General features: G+C 35.1%; 16 protein-coding genes and 1 tRNA gene. 10 read left to right on the top strand and 7 right to left on the bottom strand.

Annotated features, from left to right (window positions below; all coding sequences use genetic code 11):
• Positions 1–49 precede the first annotated feature (49 nt).
• From ACP7AT_RS00545 to ACP7AT_RS00530, 4 genes are all read left to right on the top strand, one after another.
• Positions 50–1,060, top strand: a complete 1,011-nt coding sequence (locus ACP7AT_RS00545; protein WP_426062424.1) for a sugar phosphate nucleotidyltransferase — start codon at positions 50–52, stop codon at positions 1,058–1,060.
• A gap of 110 nt (positions 1,061–1,170) precedes the next feature.
• Positions 1,171–2,520, top strand: coding sequence for a tetratricopeptide repeat protein (locus tag ACP7AT_RS00540; protein WP_426062423.1), 1,350 nt, complete (start codon positions 1,171–1,173; stop codon positions 2,518–2,520).
• Complete coding sequence (locus tag ACP7AT_RS00535) at positions 2,520–3,305, top strand: DUF4292 domain-containing protein (RefSeq protein WP_426062422.1); 786 nt, start codon at positions 2,520–2,522, stop codon at positions 3,303–3,305. The genes ACP7AT_RS00540 and ACP7AT_RS00535 overlap by 1 nt, the downstream gene beginning before the upstream one ends.
• A gap of 59 nt (positions 3,306–3,364) precedes the next feature.
• Positions 3,365–4,582: a murein hydrolase activator EnvC family protein gene (locus ACP7AT_RS00530; protein ID WP_426062421.1), complete on the top strand. Its 1,218-nt coding sequence runs from the start codon at positions 3,365–3,367 to the stop codon at positions 4,580–4,582.
• Positions 4,583–4,795: 213 nt separating this feature from the next.
• Here ACP7AT_RS00530 and ACP7AT_RS00525 read toward each other — a convergent pair whose 3' ends face one another.
• Both ACP7AT_RS00525 and ACP7AT_RS00520 read right to left on the bottom strand, forming a co-directional pair.
• The gene (locus tag ACP7AT_RS00525) at positions 4,796–5,644 is read right to left on the bottom strand and encodes a polysaccharide deacetylase family protein (RefSeq protein ID WP_426062420.1); all 849 of its coding nucleotides are present in this window, start codon (positions 5,642–5,644) and stop codon (positions 4,796–4,798) included.
• Between the two features lie 14 nt (positions 5,645–5,658).
• Positions 5,659–6,687, bottom strand: coding sequence for a hypothetical protein (locus tag ACP7AT_RS00520; protein WP_426062419.1), 1,029 nt, complete (start codon positions 6,685–6,687; stop codon positions 5,659–5,661).
• A 330-nt stretch (positions 6,688–7,017) separates the two neighbouring features.
• On the opposite strand from ACP7AT_RS00520, the gene ACP7AT_RS00515 reads away from it, so the two are divergent.
• Entirely contained in the window at positions 7,018–9,096 is a 2,079-nt protein-coding gene (locus tag ACP7AT_RS00515; RefSeq protein WP_426062418.1) for a TonB-dependent receptor family protein, read from the top strand.
• 22 nt (positions 9,097–9,118) lie between these two features.
• On the opposite strand, the gene ACP7AT_RS00510 is transcribed toward ACP7AT_RS00515, so the two are convergent.
• Together ACP7AT_RS00510 and ACP7AT_RS00505 are read right to left on the bottom strand one after the other, a co-directional pair.
• Positions 9,119–9,562 (bottom strand): c-type cytochrome, encoded by a 444-nt coding sequence (locus ACP7AT_RS00510; RefSeq protein WP_426062417.1) that lies wholly within the window; start codon positions 9,560–9,562, stop codon positions 9,119–9,121.
• 3 nt (positions 9,563–9,565) lie between these two features.
• Positions 9,566–10,690 carry a PQQ-dependent sugar dehydrogenase gene (locus ACP7AT_RS00505; protein ID WP_426062416.1) on the bottom strand — a complete coding sequence of 375 codons (1,125 nt, stop codon included), beginning with the start codon at positions 10,688–10,690 and terminating at the stop codon, positions 9,566–9,568.
• A 496-nt stretch (positions 10,691–11,186) separates the two neighbouring features.
• Here ACP7AT_RS00505 and ACP7AT_RS00500 point away from each other — a divergent pair, with 496 nt between their 5' ends.
• The 3 genes from ACP7AT_RS00500 (at position 11,187) to ACP7AT_RS00490 (ending at position 13,537) form a co-directional block, all read left to right on the top strand.
• The gene (locus ACP7AT_RS00500; protein WP_426062415.1) at positions 11,187–11,606 is read left to right on the top strand and encodes a DUF2452 domain-containing protein; all 420 of its coding nucleotides are present in this window, start codon (positions 11,187–11,189) and stop codon (positions 11,604–11,606) included.
• A gap of 204 nt (positions 11,607–11,810) precedes the next feature.
• Positions 11,811–12,374, top strand: coding sequence for a Crp/Fnr family transcriptional regulator (locus tag ACP7AT_RS00495; protein ID WP_426062414.1), 564 nt, complete (start codon positions 11,811–11,813; stop codon positions 12,372–12,374).
• A 95-nt stretch (positions 12,375–12,469) separates the two neighbouring features.
• Complete coding sequence (locus tag ACP7AT_RS00490; protein ID WP_426062413.1) at positions 12,470–13,537, top strand: SDR family oxidoreductase; 1,068 nt, start codon at positions 12,470–12,472, stop codon at positions 13,535–13,537.
• A gap of 108 nt (positions 13,538–13,645) precedes the next feature.
• On the opposite strand, the gene ACP7AT_RS00485 is transcribed toward ACP7AT_RS00490, so the two are convergent.
• Positions 13,646–14,035: a Dabb family protein gene (locus tag ACP7AT_RS00485; protein WP_426062412.1), complete on the bottom strand. Its 390-nt coding sequence runs from the start codon at positions 14,033–14,035 to the stop codon at positions 13,646–13,648.
• 691 nt (positions 14,036–14,726) lie between these two features.
• Here ACP7AT_RS00485 and ACP7AT_RS00480 point away from each other — a divergent pair.
• On the top strand, positions 14,727–15,125 hold the full coding sequence (locus ACP7AT_RS00480; protein WP_426062411.1) for an NUDIX hydrolase: 399 nt from the start codon (positions 14,727–14,729) through the stop codon (positions 15,123–15,125).
• 94 nt (positions 15,126–15,219) lie between these two features.
• On the opposite strand, the gene ACP7AT_RS00475 is transcribed toward ACP7AT_RS00480, so the two are convergent.
• Positions 15,220–15,293: transfer RNA gene (locus tag ACP7AT_RS00475), tRNA-Asn, on the bottom strand.
• Between the two features lie 137 nt (positions 15,294–15,430).
• Positions 15,431–16,774, bottom strand: a complete 1,344-nt coding sequence (gene rseP / locus ACP7AT_RS00470; RefSeq protein ID WP_426062410.1) for an RIP metalloprotease RseP — start codon at positions 16,772–16,774, stop codon at positions 15,431–15,433.
• Positions 16,775–16,964: 190 nt separating this feature from the next.
• Between rseP and ACP7AT_RS00465 the strand changes: the two genes are divergently transcribed.
• Positions 16,965–18,032 carry an NADH:flavin oxidoreductase/NADH oxidase gene (locus ACP7AT_RS00465; RefSeq protein ID WP_426062409.1) on the top strand — a complete coding sequence of 356 codons (1,068 nt, stop codon included), beginning with the start codon at positions 16,965–16,967 and terminating at the stop codon, positions 18,030–18,032.
• Positions 18,033–18,077: the final 45 nt, after the last annotated feature.

The raw sequence follows: 18,077 nt of genomic DNA, 5'->3' as shown, positions 1-18,077 counted from the left end.
ATTCAAAGATTTTTAATTCTAATTTTTTAATCCATTAATATAAAATAATATGAAAATAATTGTCCCAATGGCCGGTCGTGGCTCACGTCTTCGCCCACATACATTAACCATTCCTAAGCCATTAATTCCTGTTGCCGGAAAACCAATTGTTCACCGTCTAGTGGAGGATATTGCCGGAGTGTTGAATCAAGATATTGAAGAAGTTGCCTTTATTATTCATGAAAGTTTTGGTAAAAAAGTAGAAGAGGAACTACTTGCTATCGCGCAAAAATTAGGCGCCAAAGGCACTATTTATTACCAAAATGAAGCGTTAGGAACCGGTCATGCTATTATGTGTGCCAAAGATTCTTTGAGCGGTCCTGCGGTTATTGCTTACGCAGATACGCTAATACGTGCCGATTTCGATTTAGATAAAAATGCGGACAGTGTGATATGGGTAAAACAAGTAGATCAACCAGAAGCGTTTGGTGTTGTAAAACTGAATGAAGCGAATGAAATAGTAGAATTAGTGGAGAAACCGGCAACTTTTGTATCTGACCTTGCCGTAATTGGAATTTACTATTTTAAAGATGTTGCAGTGCTAAAAAACGAATTACAATTAGTATTAGACAACAACATTATCCACGGTGGTGAATATCAAATAAATGACGGGATCAAGCAAATGATGGCCAAAGGCATGAAATTTGTTCCGGGTAAAGTAGACGAATGGATGGATTGCGGTAATAAAAATGTAACCATTGAAACGAATTCCAGAATGTTAGGATTCTTGCATAATGATGGCGAACATTTAGTGGACTTTGATGTCAAATTAGAAAATTCAACCATAATTCCGCCTTGTTATATCGGTAAAAATGTAATTTTGATAAACGCAACTGTTGGACCAAATGTATCTTTAGGTGATGGATGTCATGTTCAAAACAGTACCGTAAAAAACAGTTTAATACAAACACACTCTCACATCAAAAACGCAAATTTAGAAAACGCAATGATTGGAAATCACGCCAGTTTTGACGGTAATTTTTCAAGCATTAGCATTGGTGATTATTCGGTTTTAGAATAAAGTTCCGCACATATTCATAGATTACTTTTTTTTTAATCTGTGAATCGGTGTCTAAAAAAAATAATATAGTTTTTTATAAAAATTTTAGCTATTTCGGTTTAAATAAAAACATGAAAAACAACGCTTTCATACTGTATATTTTAGGAATTTCATTATTTCCTGCTTTGCTGTGGGCACAAACGGAACCTGAAGAAATCAAGCTCGATACGGATCAGTTTCAAGAACTTTTTTATGAATCCTTGCTTCAGAAAGGAATTGAAAATTATGATAAAGCGATAATTGCTTTAGATAAAGCCAATAAAATAAAACCGAACGATGCAACTGTTTATTATGAATTGGGAAAGAATTATTTAGCATTAAAAGAGTATAAGAGTGCCTATAATTACTTTGAAAACGCCACTAAAATAGATCCAAAAAATAAATGGTTCTGGATAGGAATGTATGACGTGAGTTACGAGACTAAAAATTTCACTCAAGGAATTACCGTCATCAGCAAGTTGATTGAATTTGATCCAAAGTACAAAGAAGATTTGACCTCACTATACATGGGGACCAATCAGTATGAAAAAGCACTCGCGTTGATTCAGGAATTAAATGAAACCTATGGAAAAACGGACCGAAGGGAATTATACAAAAGTCAGATTTTATCAGTAGGGAAATTTCAAAATATGGAGATTACCAATCTGGAAGATCTAATTGCTAAAAATCCACAGGATGAGTTCAATTATATTAGTTTAATATTTTTGTATTCCAAAAACAATGAAGAAACAAAAGCTTTTGAAACCGTCAAAAAACTGGAAAAAGCAATTCCAGATTCGGAATGGGCGCAAGTGAGTTTATTCAAGAATTATTTGGATGCCAATGACGCACCAAAAGCGATAAAAGCGATGAATGTCGTTTTGGCCAGTTCCAAAATAGATTCGAAAATTAAACATAGAATTCTGAATGAGTTTCTGATTTTCACCGATAAGAATCCGCAATATTCGCCTGATTTAGAGAAAGCTGTGAACTATTTTGACAATGATTCTTCGGTAGATGTAGCCAAAGAAATAGGGAAGTTTTTCCACACTAAAAAACAATGGGAAAAAGCTATTATTTATTATGAAAAATCGACAAGCAAGGGAATAGGAGATGCTGTAGAAACGAATTTACTTTTGCTTCAAGCGCATACAGAGATGAAACAATTTGATGCAGTAGCCAAAAAATCGTTGGCGCTAGTAGAGACTTTTCCAACACAACCGCAATTTTATTATTATGCCGGTTTGGCTAACAATCAGCTCCAACAATTTAAAAAAGCGAAAGATTTATTAGAAATGGGCATGGATTATGTAGTGGAGAATAAGGAATTGGAAATAAATTTCAATATCCAGCTTGGAGAAGCGTACAATGGTTTGGGAGATTTCAAGAAAAAAGACTTGTTTTTCTCTAAAGCCAATCAATTATTAAAAGAAAAAAAATAATGAAAAAAATTTCAATACTAGTACTACTTACTGTTTTTATGGTATCGTGCAAATCGAAAGCTATTGCCGTCGCAGCAAGTAATGAGCCTGTCATGGGGGCAGGATACATGACGGCCAAAAAAATAATAGAAAATCACTACAACAATAAAAATGAATTTTCTACATTATACATTAAGTCAAACGCCCGTTATTCTGATGACAAACAAACGCAAAATGTTACCGCTGAAATCAAAATAAAGAAAGACGAACAGATTTTGGTAAGCATCCGTTTCTTGGGAATTACAATGGCAAAAGCATTAATTACTCCCACTACAGTAAGCTATTACGAAAAGATAAACGGGAAATATTTTGATGGTGATTTCAGTACTTTAAGCCAATGGCTAGGAACGGATTTAGATTATAATAAAATCCAGAACATGTTATTAGGCCAGGCAATTGATGATTTGACAAAAGGAAAATATTTAGAGTCATTATTGGAACAAACGTATCGATTGGATGATACATCAAATAAAAATACCAAAAAATCATTCTTTTTGGATGCCGATAAATTCTTGGTTCAAAAACAGGAAATCACGCAAACTGCTGAAGAGCGAATGATCAAAGTAGCATATGCTGACAACAAAGTATACAATCAGGCTACATTGCCAACAAGCGTTTTAATAAATACATTTCAGAAGAAAGGAAATACCGAAATTAATCTCGAATACAACTCAGTAACTTTCAATGAAGAACTTTCTTTTCCTTATAGTGTTCCAAATGGGTACAAAAGAATTATAATTAAGTAAATTAGCAAAAATATTTTTTCGATATGCCAAAATTTCTCCTAAGCCTAATTTTTATCTGTATGACTTCATTACTGTGGAGTCAGGAATCTCAACAAGAAAAATTAGAAGAACGTAAAGCTCAAATTCAAAAAGAAATTCGAGAAAATGAAAAGTTATTACAATCTGTAAAGAAAAAAGAAAAATCTGTTGTTAACGTAATTGTCATTCAAAGCACCAAAATAAAGCTGAAGGAAAAATTAATAAACACTACTGAAAAGCAAACCAAATTGCTGAATAATGACATGTATATTAATCAGGTTCAAATCAATAAATTGAAAAAAGAATTAGCTGAACTTAAGGAAGATTATGCTAAGATGATTGTGAAATCATATAAAAGCCGTTCATCAGAAAGCAGAGCGATGTTCTTGTTATCGTCTGAAAACTTTTTGCAGGCATATAAAAGAGCGCAGTATATGAAACAATATACCAGCTACAGAAAAATGCAGGGAGAAGAAATAAAAACAAAAACAAATAAGCTTACAGATTTTAATCAAAAACTAGATGTACAAAAAACAGCAAAACAAAAACTGATTGCTGAAAACCAAAAAGAACGTTTGTCTTTAGAAAAGGAAAAACAAGAGCAATTGAAGTTAGTAAGCGTTATCAAAAAAGATAAAAATAAGATTGCTAAAGAAATCAAGAAAAAACAACAGGAATACAGAACGATTGACAGACAAATCAATAAACTAATACGCGAAGCTATTGCTGCAGCCAACAGGAAAGCGGCTCTAGAAAAAGCGAAAGCTAATCCGAGTGCTCCAGTTTCTAAAGCTGCGGTATCATCATCTAAAATTGAACTGACCCCTGAATCTAAAATAATAGCGGATAATTTTAGAGCTAACAGAGGAAGATTGCCTTATCCGGTTGAAAAAGGATACGTGTCATTAGGATACGGAAACCAAACACATCCTTTATTCAATACGATAACCGTGCACAATAGCGGTGTAGAAATCACTACAGACAAAGGCGCAAATGCAAGAGCCGTTTTTGGAGGAGAAGTTACCAGCGTTATTGTATTGTCACCTGTAAACAAAGCGGTAATGATACAACACGGGGATTACTTCACGGTTTATCAAAATTTAAGTTCCGTGAATGTTAGCAAAGGAGATAAAGTAAGTATAAAGCAAAGCCTTGGAAAAGTAAGAACCAACGGTGAAACAGGTAAAACGATAATTAAATTCTTAATCCTTCAAAACACAACGTACAACAATCCTGAAGGTTGGTTGTCACCAAGATAAAGACAGTTATTTTAAATAAAAAAAGCACTATTATATTCCTTGGAATACTATAGTGCTTTTTTTATGACCGATATTTTAGTTAAGAAACTCTTTAAAACTAAAGCAAAAAAAGTTGTGCAACGAATCTTTTCAACGGTTATATTGTTAATTTATAAGTCGTACAGTTGCTTTAATTTCCAAAAACAAATGCAAATTTAGAATCGGTTTAAAATGCTATTCAGCTTTAGTAAACGAAGAATTTATAGCCTTCATTGTTCCTTCAATAGACCAAGTTCCCGAAACTATAATACGTCTGATAGTGTACAATGGATCAACAGGATCTCTTTTGGTAGCTAAAATATAAGCCATTTTATAACCACTCTTTTTTATTTCAGGGATCGCCTCGGTATTCCATAACCCAAACGGATAGGCAAAATCGGGTACTGGTTTCCCTACGATTTCCTCCAGTTTTGCTTTTGGTTTAACCAATTGGGTATTCCAGTCGTCTCCGGTATATTTTGTTACCATGTGATGATCCCAAGTATGTGCGCCTACCACATGCCCGTCGTCAGACAAGCTTTTGATTTGCTCTTTGCTCATATATCCGGGACGGTTAATAGAAACTGTCATAATAAAAAACACCCCTTTGAAACCGTATTTTTTCATCTCGGCTGCGCCAATACTGAATTGTTCTTCTCTGGTATCATCAAAGGTAATCATGATTGGTTTTTCAGGTAATGGGCCATCAAAAACTAAATAATTATACAATTGTACCGGCAAGATGGTGTGGTAGCCTGCATCAGCTAACGTTTTCATTTGTTCTGCAAAAGCAGGAGGTTTTACGGTATATACCTTCACGTTTCCACTCGCACTGGCGCTAAAATCCCTTATGTTATGATAACATAAAATGGGTACTTCTTTTTTCGAAAGAATGGTCGCGGCATCTGCAGCTACTTTTTTTGGAGTAACAATTTTTGCAGGAGCAGCGACAAGAGGGACTTCAGGAACTATTTTACGCGTTTCTGATTGACATCCCACCAATAAAAATAATCCAATGAAAACGGAATAAAGAATATTTTTCATAAGTTGAATCGTAATTATTGGTACTGAATGTAAATTGGTTTTGGAGTGAATTTTACTAATTCTTCAGGACTATACATTTTCCAATCATTTTTATTGTCATTTTTATAAAACAATTTAAAACCGGCAAATTGTACAGGTTCTCTATAAATATAACTTACGTAAGAATCTTTTTTTAATACCTTGCTTCCAAAACCATCCATATCCATTACGATTTGTACTTCGGGTACGGTTTTGATTTCTTTGTAGTTTTTCACCATACCTTGTGTAAATCGGTGTATTACCAATACTTTTGGAGTCAGTTTATTTTTACGCACAATGTCTGCCAAAATATCAATGGCGTCATTAATGTCTGAGGCAGTAAAATGCCCGATTTTAGAACCTGGACGTTCTCCGTTTTTCATCGAAAATTCAGGATCAATTCCAAGATGAACATTGGGCATGGCAAGATATTTTTCCAGTTCCGCTACTTCTGATTTAACAGTGCTGTGACCTACCTGAATATCTAAAAACACTAATGCATTAATAGGTTTTGCCCAACTGATAACAGTGTCAATTTGTTTAAAAGGCATTCGCAAGCGGTGCATGTTGTTTTTTCCCGGAGCGCCTTGAGCCGTAACAGCAATGTAGTGCAATGCGGGAATTGTTTTTACACTAGAATCAGCTGCCTGCCATTTAGCGACTTCGCCTTGTAATTTTGCCAACATTTCTTTACGAGGAAGTTCACCTAAGATACCCATTCTCGTGGAATATAAATTTCCGTAATAAGCAATAATTCTATTGTATGGTAATAACGCGCCGGGTAAAGGATAAGGCGCTTTTACAGGCCATCTTCCGGTAGTGTCATTGTTGCTTAAAGCGACCATTCTTTTGTTGAAATCAAGTGTGTCAATGGTAAGAACTTTCTTTTTTTCAATTGAATCCGCTTTTTTAGTCTCTGTTGTCGTTTCTCCGTTCACAGTATCGGCCGCTTTGCCACGATCGCAGGATAAAGTACTTAACAACAATAAAGGAAGTGTGATACATGCAAGTGCTAATTTTTTCATAAGTAAATAATGTTGTTTTTTTATTTAAAAGAAATATCGAAGTTTAAAGGTAATTTAATTCTTGTTTCAACGACAAAGGTATGATTTTTAAAGAACGTCTTTTTATGTAAAGTAGTGTCATAAAGCGGTATTTTTTATATAATTTACGGTTTAACTAAGGCTTTATGTAATTTCACAATTTAATGTCATCAAATATAAAAACAGAATATAATTTCGCTTACATGCAATCGAGAATTTTCTTTAATCGATTCTTGTTTAAAAATGATTTTTAGAAATAAAAATAAATAGCTAACTTTATCAACGTTTTTATTCATTCAAATACTCAAGCAATTGTTCAAAAATTCCTTTTTTTTCCTCCTTTTTTTATGTAGTGCGACTGCTGTTTTTGGACAAATAAAAAAAGATACGATTGCCCTTTCAGAAATTACATTGAAGGGTTCGCCAATCAAAAATGTACTTCAAAATACGGCTTCTTCCGTTTCAGTAATTACTACTGCCGACATCAATAAAAGTGATGGAATTATTCTGACTCCGGTCTTAAACAAAATCCCTGGCGTTACGATGCAGCAAGGTGCTATTAATACCAACAGGATTACGATTCGTGGTATTGGCGCCCGATCTCAATACGGTACCAATAAAATAAAAGCCTATTTTGATGGGATTCCATTGACTTCCGGTGAAGGCGAAACTACGATTGATGATATTGATTTAGCATCGATCGAAAAAATTGAAATTATAAAAGGGCCAAATGCCACTAGTTTTGGTTCCGGTTTGGGCGGTGTAATCCAATTGTTTTCACGAGAAACGCCTTTGTTGGAATCATTCGGGAAATCAACGATTACTTTTGGAAGTTTTGGGTTGTTGCAGCAGCGACTTTCGGCAGGATACAGCGATTCCCAAACAAATGTATTTACAAGCTTTACGGATTTACAAAGTGACGGATTCAGAGCAAACAGCTCTTACAACAGAAAATCATTGAACCTGCATGGTAAACAAAAAATTGGTTCCGCCGGCACTTTGTCATTTGTAGGAACGTTCACCCGACTGAAAGCTTTTATTCCAAGTTCTATCAATGAGACGGATTTAAAAAATAATCCTGAGAAAGCAGCCGCTACTTGGGCAGCCGCTCAAGGTTTTGAGTCGTATGACAAATTTATGTTCGGGTTAGGATATGATCATCAATTTTCTGAGAAATGGTCTATACAAACCAGTGTTTTTTCTAATTTTAAAGATGCGTACGAACCCAGACCTTTTGATATTTTAGATGAAAAAACAAACGCCGCGGGTTTTCGTTCCAATGTAAATTATAAAGACCAATTGTTTTCCTTGCCATTTGAACTGAGTTTTGGCACCGAATTATTAACTGAAAAGTACGAGTATTCTCTTTTTAAAAATTTGTACCAATCGCAACCGGGTCAAGGCAGTATTAAAGGCGACGAATTTAGTGCCATCAAACAAAACCGGAATTACACAAACTACTTTTTACAAATGGAACTTTGGATTTCAGAAAAACTGCATCTGGAAACCGGAGTAGCATTTAACACAACCAAATATTCGTTAGAGGATGTTTTCGAAAATAATTCTGGAGGTCAAAAGATGCCTTTCACTTTTGGAAATGTTTGGTCGCCAAGAGTTGGTTTTTCGTATAAAGTAAGCAAAGAGAAAAACATATTTACGTCGGTTAGCAAAGGATTTTCGGTGCCTTCTGTTGCTGAAACATTGACTCCGGAAGGTCAAATAAACACCGATTTAAAACCAGAAATAGGTTGGAATTACGAACTGGGTTTCAAAGGAAATTGGCTTAAAAATAAAGTGTATACAGAAGTAACGTTTTACACCACACAAATTGAAAATTTATTGGTGGCACGACGCACCGCCAATGATCAATTTGTAGGAATTAATGCGGGCAGCAGTTCCCATACTGGAGTAGAATTCTTAGTAAATTATAAACTTTTAGAGCTGACACAATTTCAAATTACACCTTATTTTTTAGGAGCGGTAAATACTTTTAAATTTAAAGAATTTTTGGATGGCAATGCGAATTATTCGGGAAACCAACTTACAGGAGTTCCCGAAAAACAATTCAATTTTGGAGTGGATCTAAATACAAAAAACGGATTTAGTGTCAACACTTCGTTCCGAACGATAGGTAAAATTCCTTTAAACGATGCCAATACAAAATACAGTGAGCGGTATTCGTTGCTTGACATCAAAACGACGTATGTTTTTACGATTCTTAAAATCTTAAGAACAGAGATGAACGCTGGAGTTAATAATGCATTGGACACTAAATACGCAGCAAACATTCTACCGAATGCTGTAGGTTTTGGGACTGCCTCCCCACGCTATTTTTATCCGGGAAATCCTGCCAATTTTTATGGAGGTTTTTCGGTGTCTTATGTTTTTTAGAGACCAATCCTAAGTCCGAATTTTATTTTTTAATGGCTGCGACTTCTTTCTCGGTAACGATTTTGGTTTGTTTATTACTCCAAGAAGTCATGATGTAATTCATCACATCGGCAACTTCCTGATCCGTAAGTCCCATGGCAGGCATGCTGCCATTATACGTTATTTTATTGACGACAATTTTGCCACTTTGTCCAAATTTTACGGCAGCGATACTTTGATTTCTCTTGGTTTTTAACCAATCAGAACCGGCAAGAGGAGGGAAGTTTTTACCATCTCCTTTGCCATTTGCACCATGGCATTGCATGCAAAAATCAGCATAAATTTCTTTTCCCGGTGACTGAAATTTTGAAACGACTGCGGTTTCAGTATTCAAGTCAATGTAGTTGTTTTGAGAAAATGGGTTTTCTAAAGAAAAGCTTCCCAATACAAATAGTCCAAATCCCAAAAATAATTTCGTTGTAAACATAGTCTAATTAGGTATGATTTTAATAATTCCTTTTCCTTCTACGCCCATATAAATATAGCCATCTGGACCTTGTGCCACATTACGTACACGGCCAATGTCGGTTGCGATTTTTTGTCTGCCGATAACTTCATTGCCTTTCAACTTTAGCAATTCAAGATATTGAAATTTTAAAGAACCAACCAACAAATGCCCTTTCCAGTCCGGATATTTGTCGCTGGTAACAAAAGTCATTCCGCTAGGAGCGATAGACGGCAACCAATAATAAATAGGCTTTTCAATGCCTGGTTTTTCGTTTTCTTTGCTGATGGTTGTTCCGTCATAATCGATGCCGTAAGTAACAACTGGCCATCCGTAATTGACTCCCTTTTTTATGATATTGATTTCATCGCCACCTTGAGGACCGTGTTCATGTGCCCAAATTGCTCCTGTTACAGGGTTTTTTGCCATTCCTTGCGGGTTGCGATTCCCATAAGTGTAAATTGCTTCTTTAGCTCCGGTCTGGCCTACAAAAGGATTGTCTTTAGGAATACTTCCGTCATCGTTTAATCGGTATATTTTTCCGCCATCGCGTTTGATGTCTTGTGGATTTACGAAATGCTCGCCTCGTTCTCCTACAGAGAAATACAAATATCCGTCGTTATCAAATACAATTCGGGAACCAAAATGCTGTCCTTTTGTGGTATTTGGAGTGGCTTTATAAAGCGATTCGATTTGTGTCAGACTTCCGTCAAATAATTTTGCTCGAATGAGTTTTGTGTGACCGCCAGTTCCTTCCCCTTCATCGGAAGCATACGTCATGTAAATCCAGCCATTTTTAGCATAATTAGGATGCAGCACGATATCTAGTAATCCGCCTTGTCCGCGAGTATATACTTTGGGAACATTTTTAATTTCCGTTTTCACACCGTTTTTGACGTGATATAATATACCGCTTTTTTCCGTAACTAACATGCTCCCGTCAGGCAGCCAAGTCATTCCCCACGGAATTGCAATATCAGAAGCTACAGTCTGGAGTGTATAGTTTTTTACTTCGTCTTTAATAGGAATATCATTGGATTTTACTTGCGCATCGCAACTGAAAGAAAGGAATGAAAGAATCGCGAGAGAAACTATTGCTGTTTTTTTCATGAGTATAATTTTTAATCTTTTAAAAAAGAAATCTTTTAAAGGTAGTAAAAGCTGATTTAAAAAGATAAATAAGTTTTTAATTTTGCTTAGAATTAACAAATCTTAATTTTTAAAACCCTGTTTTGCTGTCAGAATTCAATTAGCTTTTTATAGTCTTCCAAATCTGAATATTAAATTCTTTTTTAGGACACATCGAAAATAAGTATATTATTAATTTTGGAACAAGAAGTCGAAACAGAATTAATATTGCTCTTCAAGGCTTAAATTTTACTGCCGATTTAAATTATTTGTTTAGCTTTGCGGCAGAATTATTAAACAAAACAGTTTTTAAATGTCCGTTTTGAAATTTGTAAATATACTTTTGCTTTCAAAAGAATAGTTGTAGATACAGAAAAGTGTTGCATGAATAAACATTTTAAACTGATTTTAAAACTAATAAATGAAACGTTACTCATTAATTACTTGTAATTAATTGGGAAATATAAATTAAAAATAGATGAAAAATAAAAAACCAGATAATGTTGTATACTCTGTTGAAAAAGGTTTTAATGCCAGTGTACTGCCTTACGGCACAAATGTTGGAGCCCCGGTAATCAGGGTTGATGATGTGGTTTCTTGGAAAAGTAGAGGGATTGACAATGTAAATAAAGAGCTTGGAAATAAGTTTAACGAACTCAAACTGCAATATCAAAAGTTGATGCAAGAATACGAGTGGAATGAATTGGTGTATAGTGCTAAATTTTCATTTGAACCCGTTATTGGTGAAATTTATCATTTGTACAGAGATGCCGCAGGCGTAAATTTTCTATCATTGATAGGACCTGATGAATGGAACAAGGAACATATTGGCACCTTTAAACTCAACAGTGATAAAAAATGGATTCTGCTGAACGCACAAGATCCGCATCTCTATTAAATTAAAATAACCGAGATTATTTGAGGTTAAAGCGTTTATTAGTATTTCTAAGAGCAGAATTGATTTACAAAAATTATAGTAAACTAATCGTGTTGCCTTGTTTGCGTTTTCCTTCCGAGTTTTAATTTTTATTTAAGATTAGGAATAGATTTAAACGGTTCTTTTTTTAATCGTATTTTTATCCGGGTTTTAATATAAGAAACTATGGAAGAAATTTTACGAAAACAAATTGAGAAAATTGTACTACTAGAGGATGATGAATTTCAATTCGTACTGTCTTATTTTTTGGTTGGTAACTATAAAAAACATCAATACATTGTGCAGCAGGGGAATCCTGTTCCATACGTTCATTTTGTTGTAAAAGGGCTCATGAAATCTTTTTATATCGACAAATCGGGCAAGAGCCATATCCTTCAATTTGCTAAGGAAGACTGGTGGATTACTGATAATGAAGGTTTTTATAATGAACAGAATGCCACACTCAATATAGATTGCTTAGAAGACGCACAAACCTATTATATCACGCTTGAAAACAGAGAAAAATTGTGTGCCGAATTACCGAAAATGGAATTCTTCTTTTTGCAAAAAATGACTGCCGGAAATATTGCGCTTCAAAACCGAATTCTGTCTTTGATGAGCAAAAACTCAGAGGAACGATACATGCAGTTTATCCAATTATACCCGGATTTGATACACCGCATTCCTAAAACTTTAATAGCATCCTATCTGGGAATTTCAAGAGAAACTTTGAGCCGTTTGTCGCATTAACGTGATATAGGTCACAAATTATCTGTGACGTATGTCCTTTGTAACTTATGGAATATTTTCGAATTTTGTAATTCATAAAATTTTAAAACAGAAACATGGAAAATATAGCGTTAGTAGTTGGGGCGACCGGAATAACGGGTAGCAATCTCGCAGGAAAACTTATTGCTAAAGGCTGGACTACTTTTGGTTTAGCCAGAAACCCGCGAAAAGACATAGAAAACCTTCAGCCTGTTGCTGCAGATCTTTTAGATTTGCAAAATTTAAAAGCAGCGTTAAAAAACATTTCTCCCACGCACATTTACATTACAACTTGGATGCGTCAGGATTCTGAAGCCGAAAACATTCGGGTAAATAGTTTGATGATCAGGAACCTTCTCGAGGCATTATCTCCTAAAAAATCAGTACAACATGTGGCGCTAGTTACAGGACTGAAACATTATCTTGGGCCATTTGAGGCCTACGCCAAAGAAGGATTTCTGCCGGAAACGCCACTGAGGGAAGAGCAACCGCGTCTCAATTTGGATAATTTTTATTACGCACAAGAAGATGAGGTTTATGTTGCTGCAGCGCGAGATGGTTTTACATGGAGCATCCACCGTCCGCATACGATTATAGGAAAAGCGGTAGGAAACTTAATGAATCTTGGCACTACGCTCGCGGTGTTCGCCAGTATTTGCAGAGAAACAGGCAAACCGTTTCAGTGGCCGGGTTCAGAAGCACAATGGAATGGACTGTCAGATGTTACCGATGCCAGAGTTTTGGCGGAACATTTAATATGGGCTTCGACTACTGAATCGGCTCGTAACGAAGCATTCAATGTGGTAAATGGTGATTTTTTTCGCTGGAAATGGCTTTGGAAAAAACTAGCGGAATCGTTTGGAATTGAAGCAGTAGGTTTTGATGGTACAATTCATACTCTTGAAGAACAAATGAAACATGAAGCTCCAGTTTGGAAAAAAATCGCCACACAATATGCTCTTGAAGAGTCTGATTTAACTAAATTGGCTTCTCCGTGGCACACTGATCTTGACTTGGGACGCCCCATAGAAGTAATGACGGATATGTCTAAAAGTCGCAAACTCGGCTTTACCGTTTTTCAACGTACCGAAGATTCCTTTTACGATTTGTTTGCACAGCTTCGTACTGACCGACTGATTCCATAGTTATCGTAAAATAGCATGCATAAAAATAGGGGTCGCAAGATATATTTCTTGAAACCCCTGTTTTATTTGTATTTTTCTTTGAATTGGCCGTAGCCACTTTTTCAATATTTACACATCTATTGCATCATAAACCAAGACCTTTTTCCATAAATGAGAACAATTCTTTACGAAGTCTTGATGAATGGGATGATCCTGGTATATTTTTTGCCCGGCTTCATCATCAAAAAACATAAGTTCTGAAACATCCCAAGAGGTGTCTACAACTTCCCGTTTCTCAGTTGAAGCTAAAACCCCAACATGAATTTGACGAATCGCTGGAATTCCCGATAAGGTTTTCAAACCAGAAATTAATTGCTGTTTATCAGCTTCGGATTGTGGGTTCTTTAACCAAAAAAACACATGGTGCAACAATGATTTTTTCTTTGGACGTATTGCAAAGCCCATAATACCAGCAACTCCAAGTAAAGTTGCGAAACCAATAAATCTTCTACGTATCATCAATTTATTTTTTTAAAAGGTAAATATCGAACTTTAAAAAAGAAAAATAACACTTTTTATCTGTTTGAATAGAGTAGTATTATTTTATAGGAGGCATTCTACCTTGGTCGTTTTGATCTACTTTAAGATCATTAATTTTAATCTTTTTCTTTTTAACGACATTGAAGATCTTAAAATCAAAATTGTAATTGTATGTAACTCCAAAGTATTAATTGGAGATTTTAATCTAATGTTTTGGCGGCAGCCTGTGTACTTGCATTCTATTCAAATTTTAAAATTTTATAAATGACGATGTCAAGTTAATCTCCAATGGTGCCTTTGTGTTCTAAAATTGTTTTTTGATTTTAAAGAATACTAAATTAAAAACGGGACCAGCGCCTTACGGTATTTTTTAGAAGAATTTAGAAACACAAAAACTTCCTAATACGTTTTATTTTTTAATTCAAGTATAGTGGTGACAACGCAGAATATTATTTTTATAAGCCACTTATGAATTGGTTTAAGTTGTGTAATTCAACTGGATTTAAAGTTTGCGATTAAGTTCCATTTTCAAAACAAATTTACTGAATTAAAAAACTCATCAGTAATCTCGGAAAATTATTTAATAAAAAGCCAATAGAAAAAGAGGTTATCAGTAGGGAATTTAGTTATTTTGGAAGCAATCATTGAGATGATGTCAAAAACACTACAAATGAAAATAATTGATAAGCTCGCTTGGATTGAAATTAAAAACAATAAAATTCTATCTACAAAATCTTTTGGCAAAGATAAATATTATATTCCTGGAGGTAAAAGAGAAAATTTTGAGAGTGACGAACAGGCGTTATGTCGTGAAATAAAAGAAGAATTAAGCGTAGTGTTAATCCCAGATACCCTAAAATTTATTGGAGTATTTCAAGCACACGCTCACGGGCATTCTGAAGACACGATTGTCAAAATGACTTGTTATGCTGCAAGTTATAATGGTTTGCTAAAAGTGGATTCGGAAATCGAAGAAATGATATGGTTAACTTATTCTGATAAAGGTAAAATATCAGAAGTTGATAAGTTAATTTTTGATTTTTTGAAAGAAATCAATATGTTAAAATAAACAATTATGTAGAAAATAAATAGGAGTTCGAATATGAAAGCAAACTCTTTAAAACAAAAAAGACCTTACATCACTGTAAAGTCTTTTTAAAAAGCTCCCTCTCTTGGGCTCGAACCAAGGACCCTCTGATTAACAGTCAGATGCTCTAACCAACTGAGCTAAGAAGGAAACTGTATGTTTTTATTCTGATGCGAATGAACGTTTTTAATTGCTTTATTGTGATGTGTGTTTCACTTGTAAAGCGGTGCAAAGATAGGCTATCATTTGGTTTGTGCAAATAAAAATCAAACTTTTTTTATTTTTTTTTACTTCCCTACAATTGCCTTGTATATATCATTTCCGTTAGCAAATAATAACAGTGTTATAAGTAATACGAAACCAACCATTTGCGCATTCTCTAGGAATTTGTCGCTTGGTTTTTTACCGCTGATAATTTCATATAATAAAAACATAACGTGTCCACCATCAAGTGCCGGGATAGGCAATAAGTTCATTACACCAAGCATTATCGATAATAAAGCAGTGATATTCCAGAAAACTTGCCAGCTCCATGTATTAGGAAAAATGTCAAATATTGCTTTAAAACCACCTACTTGTTTGTAAGCACCTGTACTTGGACTGAAAATCATTTTTAATTGTTTTCCGTAACCTACTAATTGATCTTTTCCTCTGGTAATTCCTACCGGGATAGATTCGACTAGGCTAAATTCTTGTTTACTTACTTTGTAATACCCTAATTTCTCTAATGATTCCATACCTAAACGACCCACATTAATTCCTAATTTTCCATCATAAGAAACAATAACTGGGACTTTAATTTCTTTCTCATCTCTTAAAATAGTTGCAGGTATCGTTTTGTTTTTGTTGTTCTCCAAAACTATTTTAGCTTGGTCAAAATATTTTGTGGATTGTCCGTTAAGCGCAACTACAATATCCTTTGGCAGTAATGCGGTATTTTTTGATTCGGCTGTAACTGCTCCCACTACAAATGGCATTCGGATATCCAACAACACACTTTTTTCTTGTTTTGACAATTGGTCTACAAAATCATTTGGCATTTTAATCGCTTGTTCCGCTCCATTTCGTACTATAAGAACCTCTTTTGCCATGATAACTTTCATAGTAAGGTCATTGTCAAATTTGACGATTTTTTCACCATCAACAGAAACAATATGATCTCCAGTCTTAAAACCCACGTTTTGCATGGTTTTGTTTTCTACTAATAAACCATCTTTCAAATCTTCATTAGCAATAAAAGTATCGCCATAAGCGAATGCCATTCCGATATATATGATGAAAGCCAATATAAAATTCACGGTAACTCCTCCCAACATAATAATCAGACGTTGCCAAGCCGGTTTAGAACGAAATTCCCATGGTTGCGGTGGCAAAGCCATTTGTTCCTTGTCCATACTTTCGTCAATCATTCCAGATATTTTGACGTAACCGCCAAGAGGCAACCATCCGATACCGTATTCAGTTTCGCCAATTTTCTTTTTGATAAGGGAATATTTAACATCAAAAAACAAATAAAATTTTTCGACTCTGGTTTTAAACAATTTAGCAGGAATGAAATGTCCTAATTCGTGAAGTATAATCAGTAATGATAAGCTCAATAAAAATTGAGAAAGCTTGATAACTATGTCCATTTTTTAATTTTAGTTCTTTTATAACTCACAAAAGTAAGGTTTTCTATTTGTTTATTTTACAATAATTGTTCCATACCATTTTAAATATTTGTTAATTAATGTAAATTGAATTCTAAGTTTGATTTGGGAATCTTAACTTTACTTTTTTGAAATGAGTATTTCTTGTTTCTTTCACTTTTAAAATAAATTTATGTCGTCAAAATTATTTTCTCCTCTTCAAATAAAAAGCATCACTCTAAAAAACAGAATTACAATTTCACCGATGTGCCAATATTCTGCTGAAGATGGTTTTGCCAATGATTGGCATCTCGTACATCTTGGAAGTCGTGCCATTGGCGGTGCGGGATTAATCATTCAGGAAGCGACTTCTGTTTCTGCTGAAGGCCGAATTTCTCCTGAGGATTTGGGACTTTGGAAAGACGAGCAAATCGAAAAAATGCAGCAAATTAATCAATTTATAATCAGTCATAAATCGGTTCCCGGAATCCAATTGGCGCATGCCGGAAGAAAAGCAAGTGCCGCTTCACCCTGGAACGGAGGCCGAAAACTAGACGCAACACAAGGCGGTTGGGATACCGTGGCACCAAGTGCAGTTGCGTATCATCATACTGAAAAACCGCCTCTTATATTAGATGAAGCAGGAATTCAAAAAGTAGTTTCCGACTTCAAATCAGCCACTAAAAGAGCACTTCAAGCAGGTTTCCAGGTGATGGAAATTCATGCGGCGCACGGGTATTTGTTGCATCAGTTTCTTTCGCCATTATCTAATTTTAGAACCGATGCATATGGCGGAACTTTCGAAAACCGAATCCGTTTGACTCTCGAAGTAGTCGAATCCGTTCAATCCGAATGGCCGGAAAACTTACCTTTATTCGTTAGAATTTCCGCGACAGACTGGGCGGAAGGCGGCTGGAATTTAGAGGAATCAGTACAGCTTTCGAAAATATTAAAAGAAAAAGGAGTCGATTTAATCGATGTTTCCTCAGGAGGATTAGTCTCGCACCAACAAATTCCGTTGGGTCCAAATTACCAAGTTTCTTTTGCGGAAAGCATTAAAAAGGAAACCGAAATCCTAACTGCAGCCGTAGGTTTAATCACTGATGCTGTTCAAGCGGAGGAAATTGTCGCTTCAGGGAAGGCAGATTTAGTGTTATTTGCCAGAGAGTCTCTTAGGAATCCGAATCTGGGATTGACATTCGCCCATGATTTAAAAGCGGATGTCAAATGGCCAGAACAATACGAAAGAGCTAAAATTTAATGAAATCCAATCACGAATTTCACGAATTGCCACTAATTATTGGGA

This window comes from Flavobacterium sp. DSP2-3-1, from assembly GCF_049896865.1.
GTDB lineage: Bacteria > Bacteroidota > Bacteroidia > Flavobacteriales > Flavobacteriaceae > Flavobacterium.
This window is presented reverse-complemented; position numbering and strand designations above follow the sequence as displayed.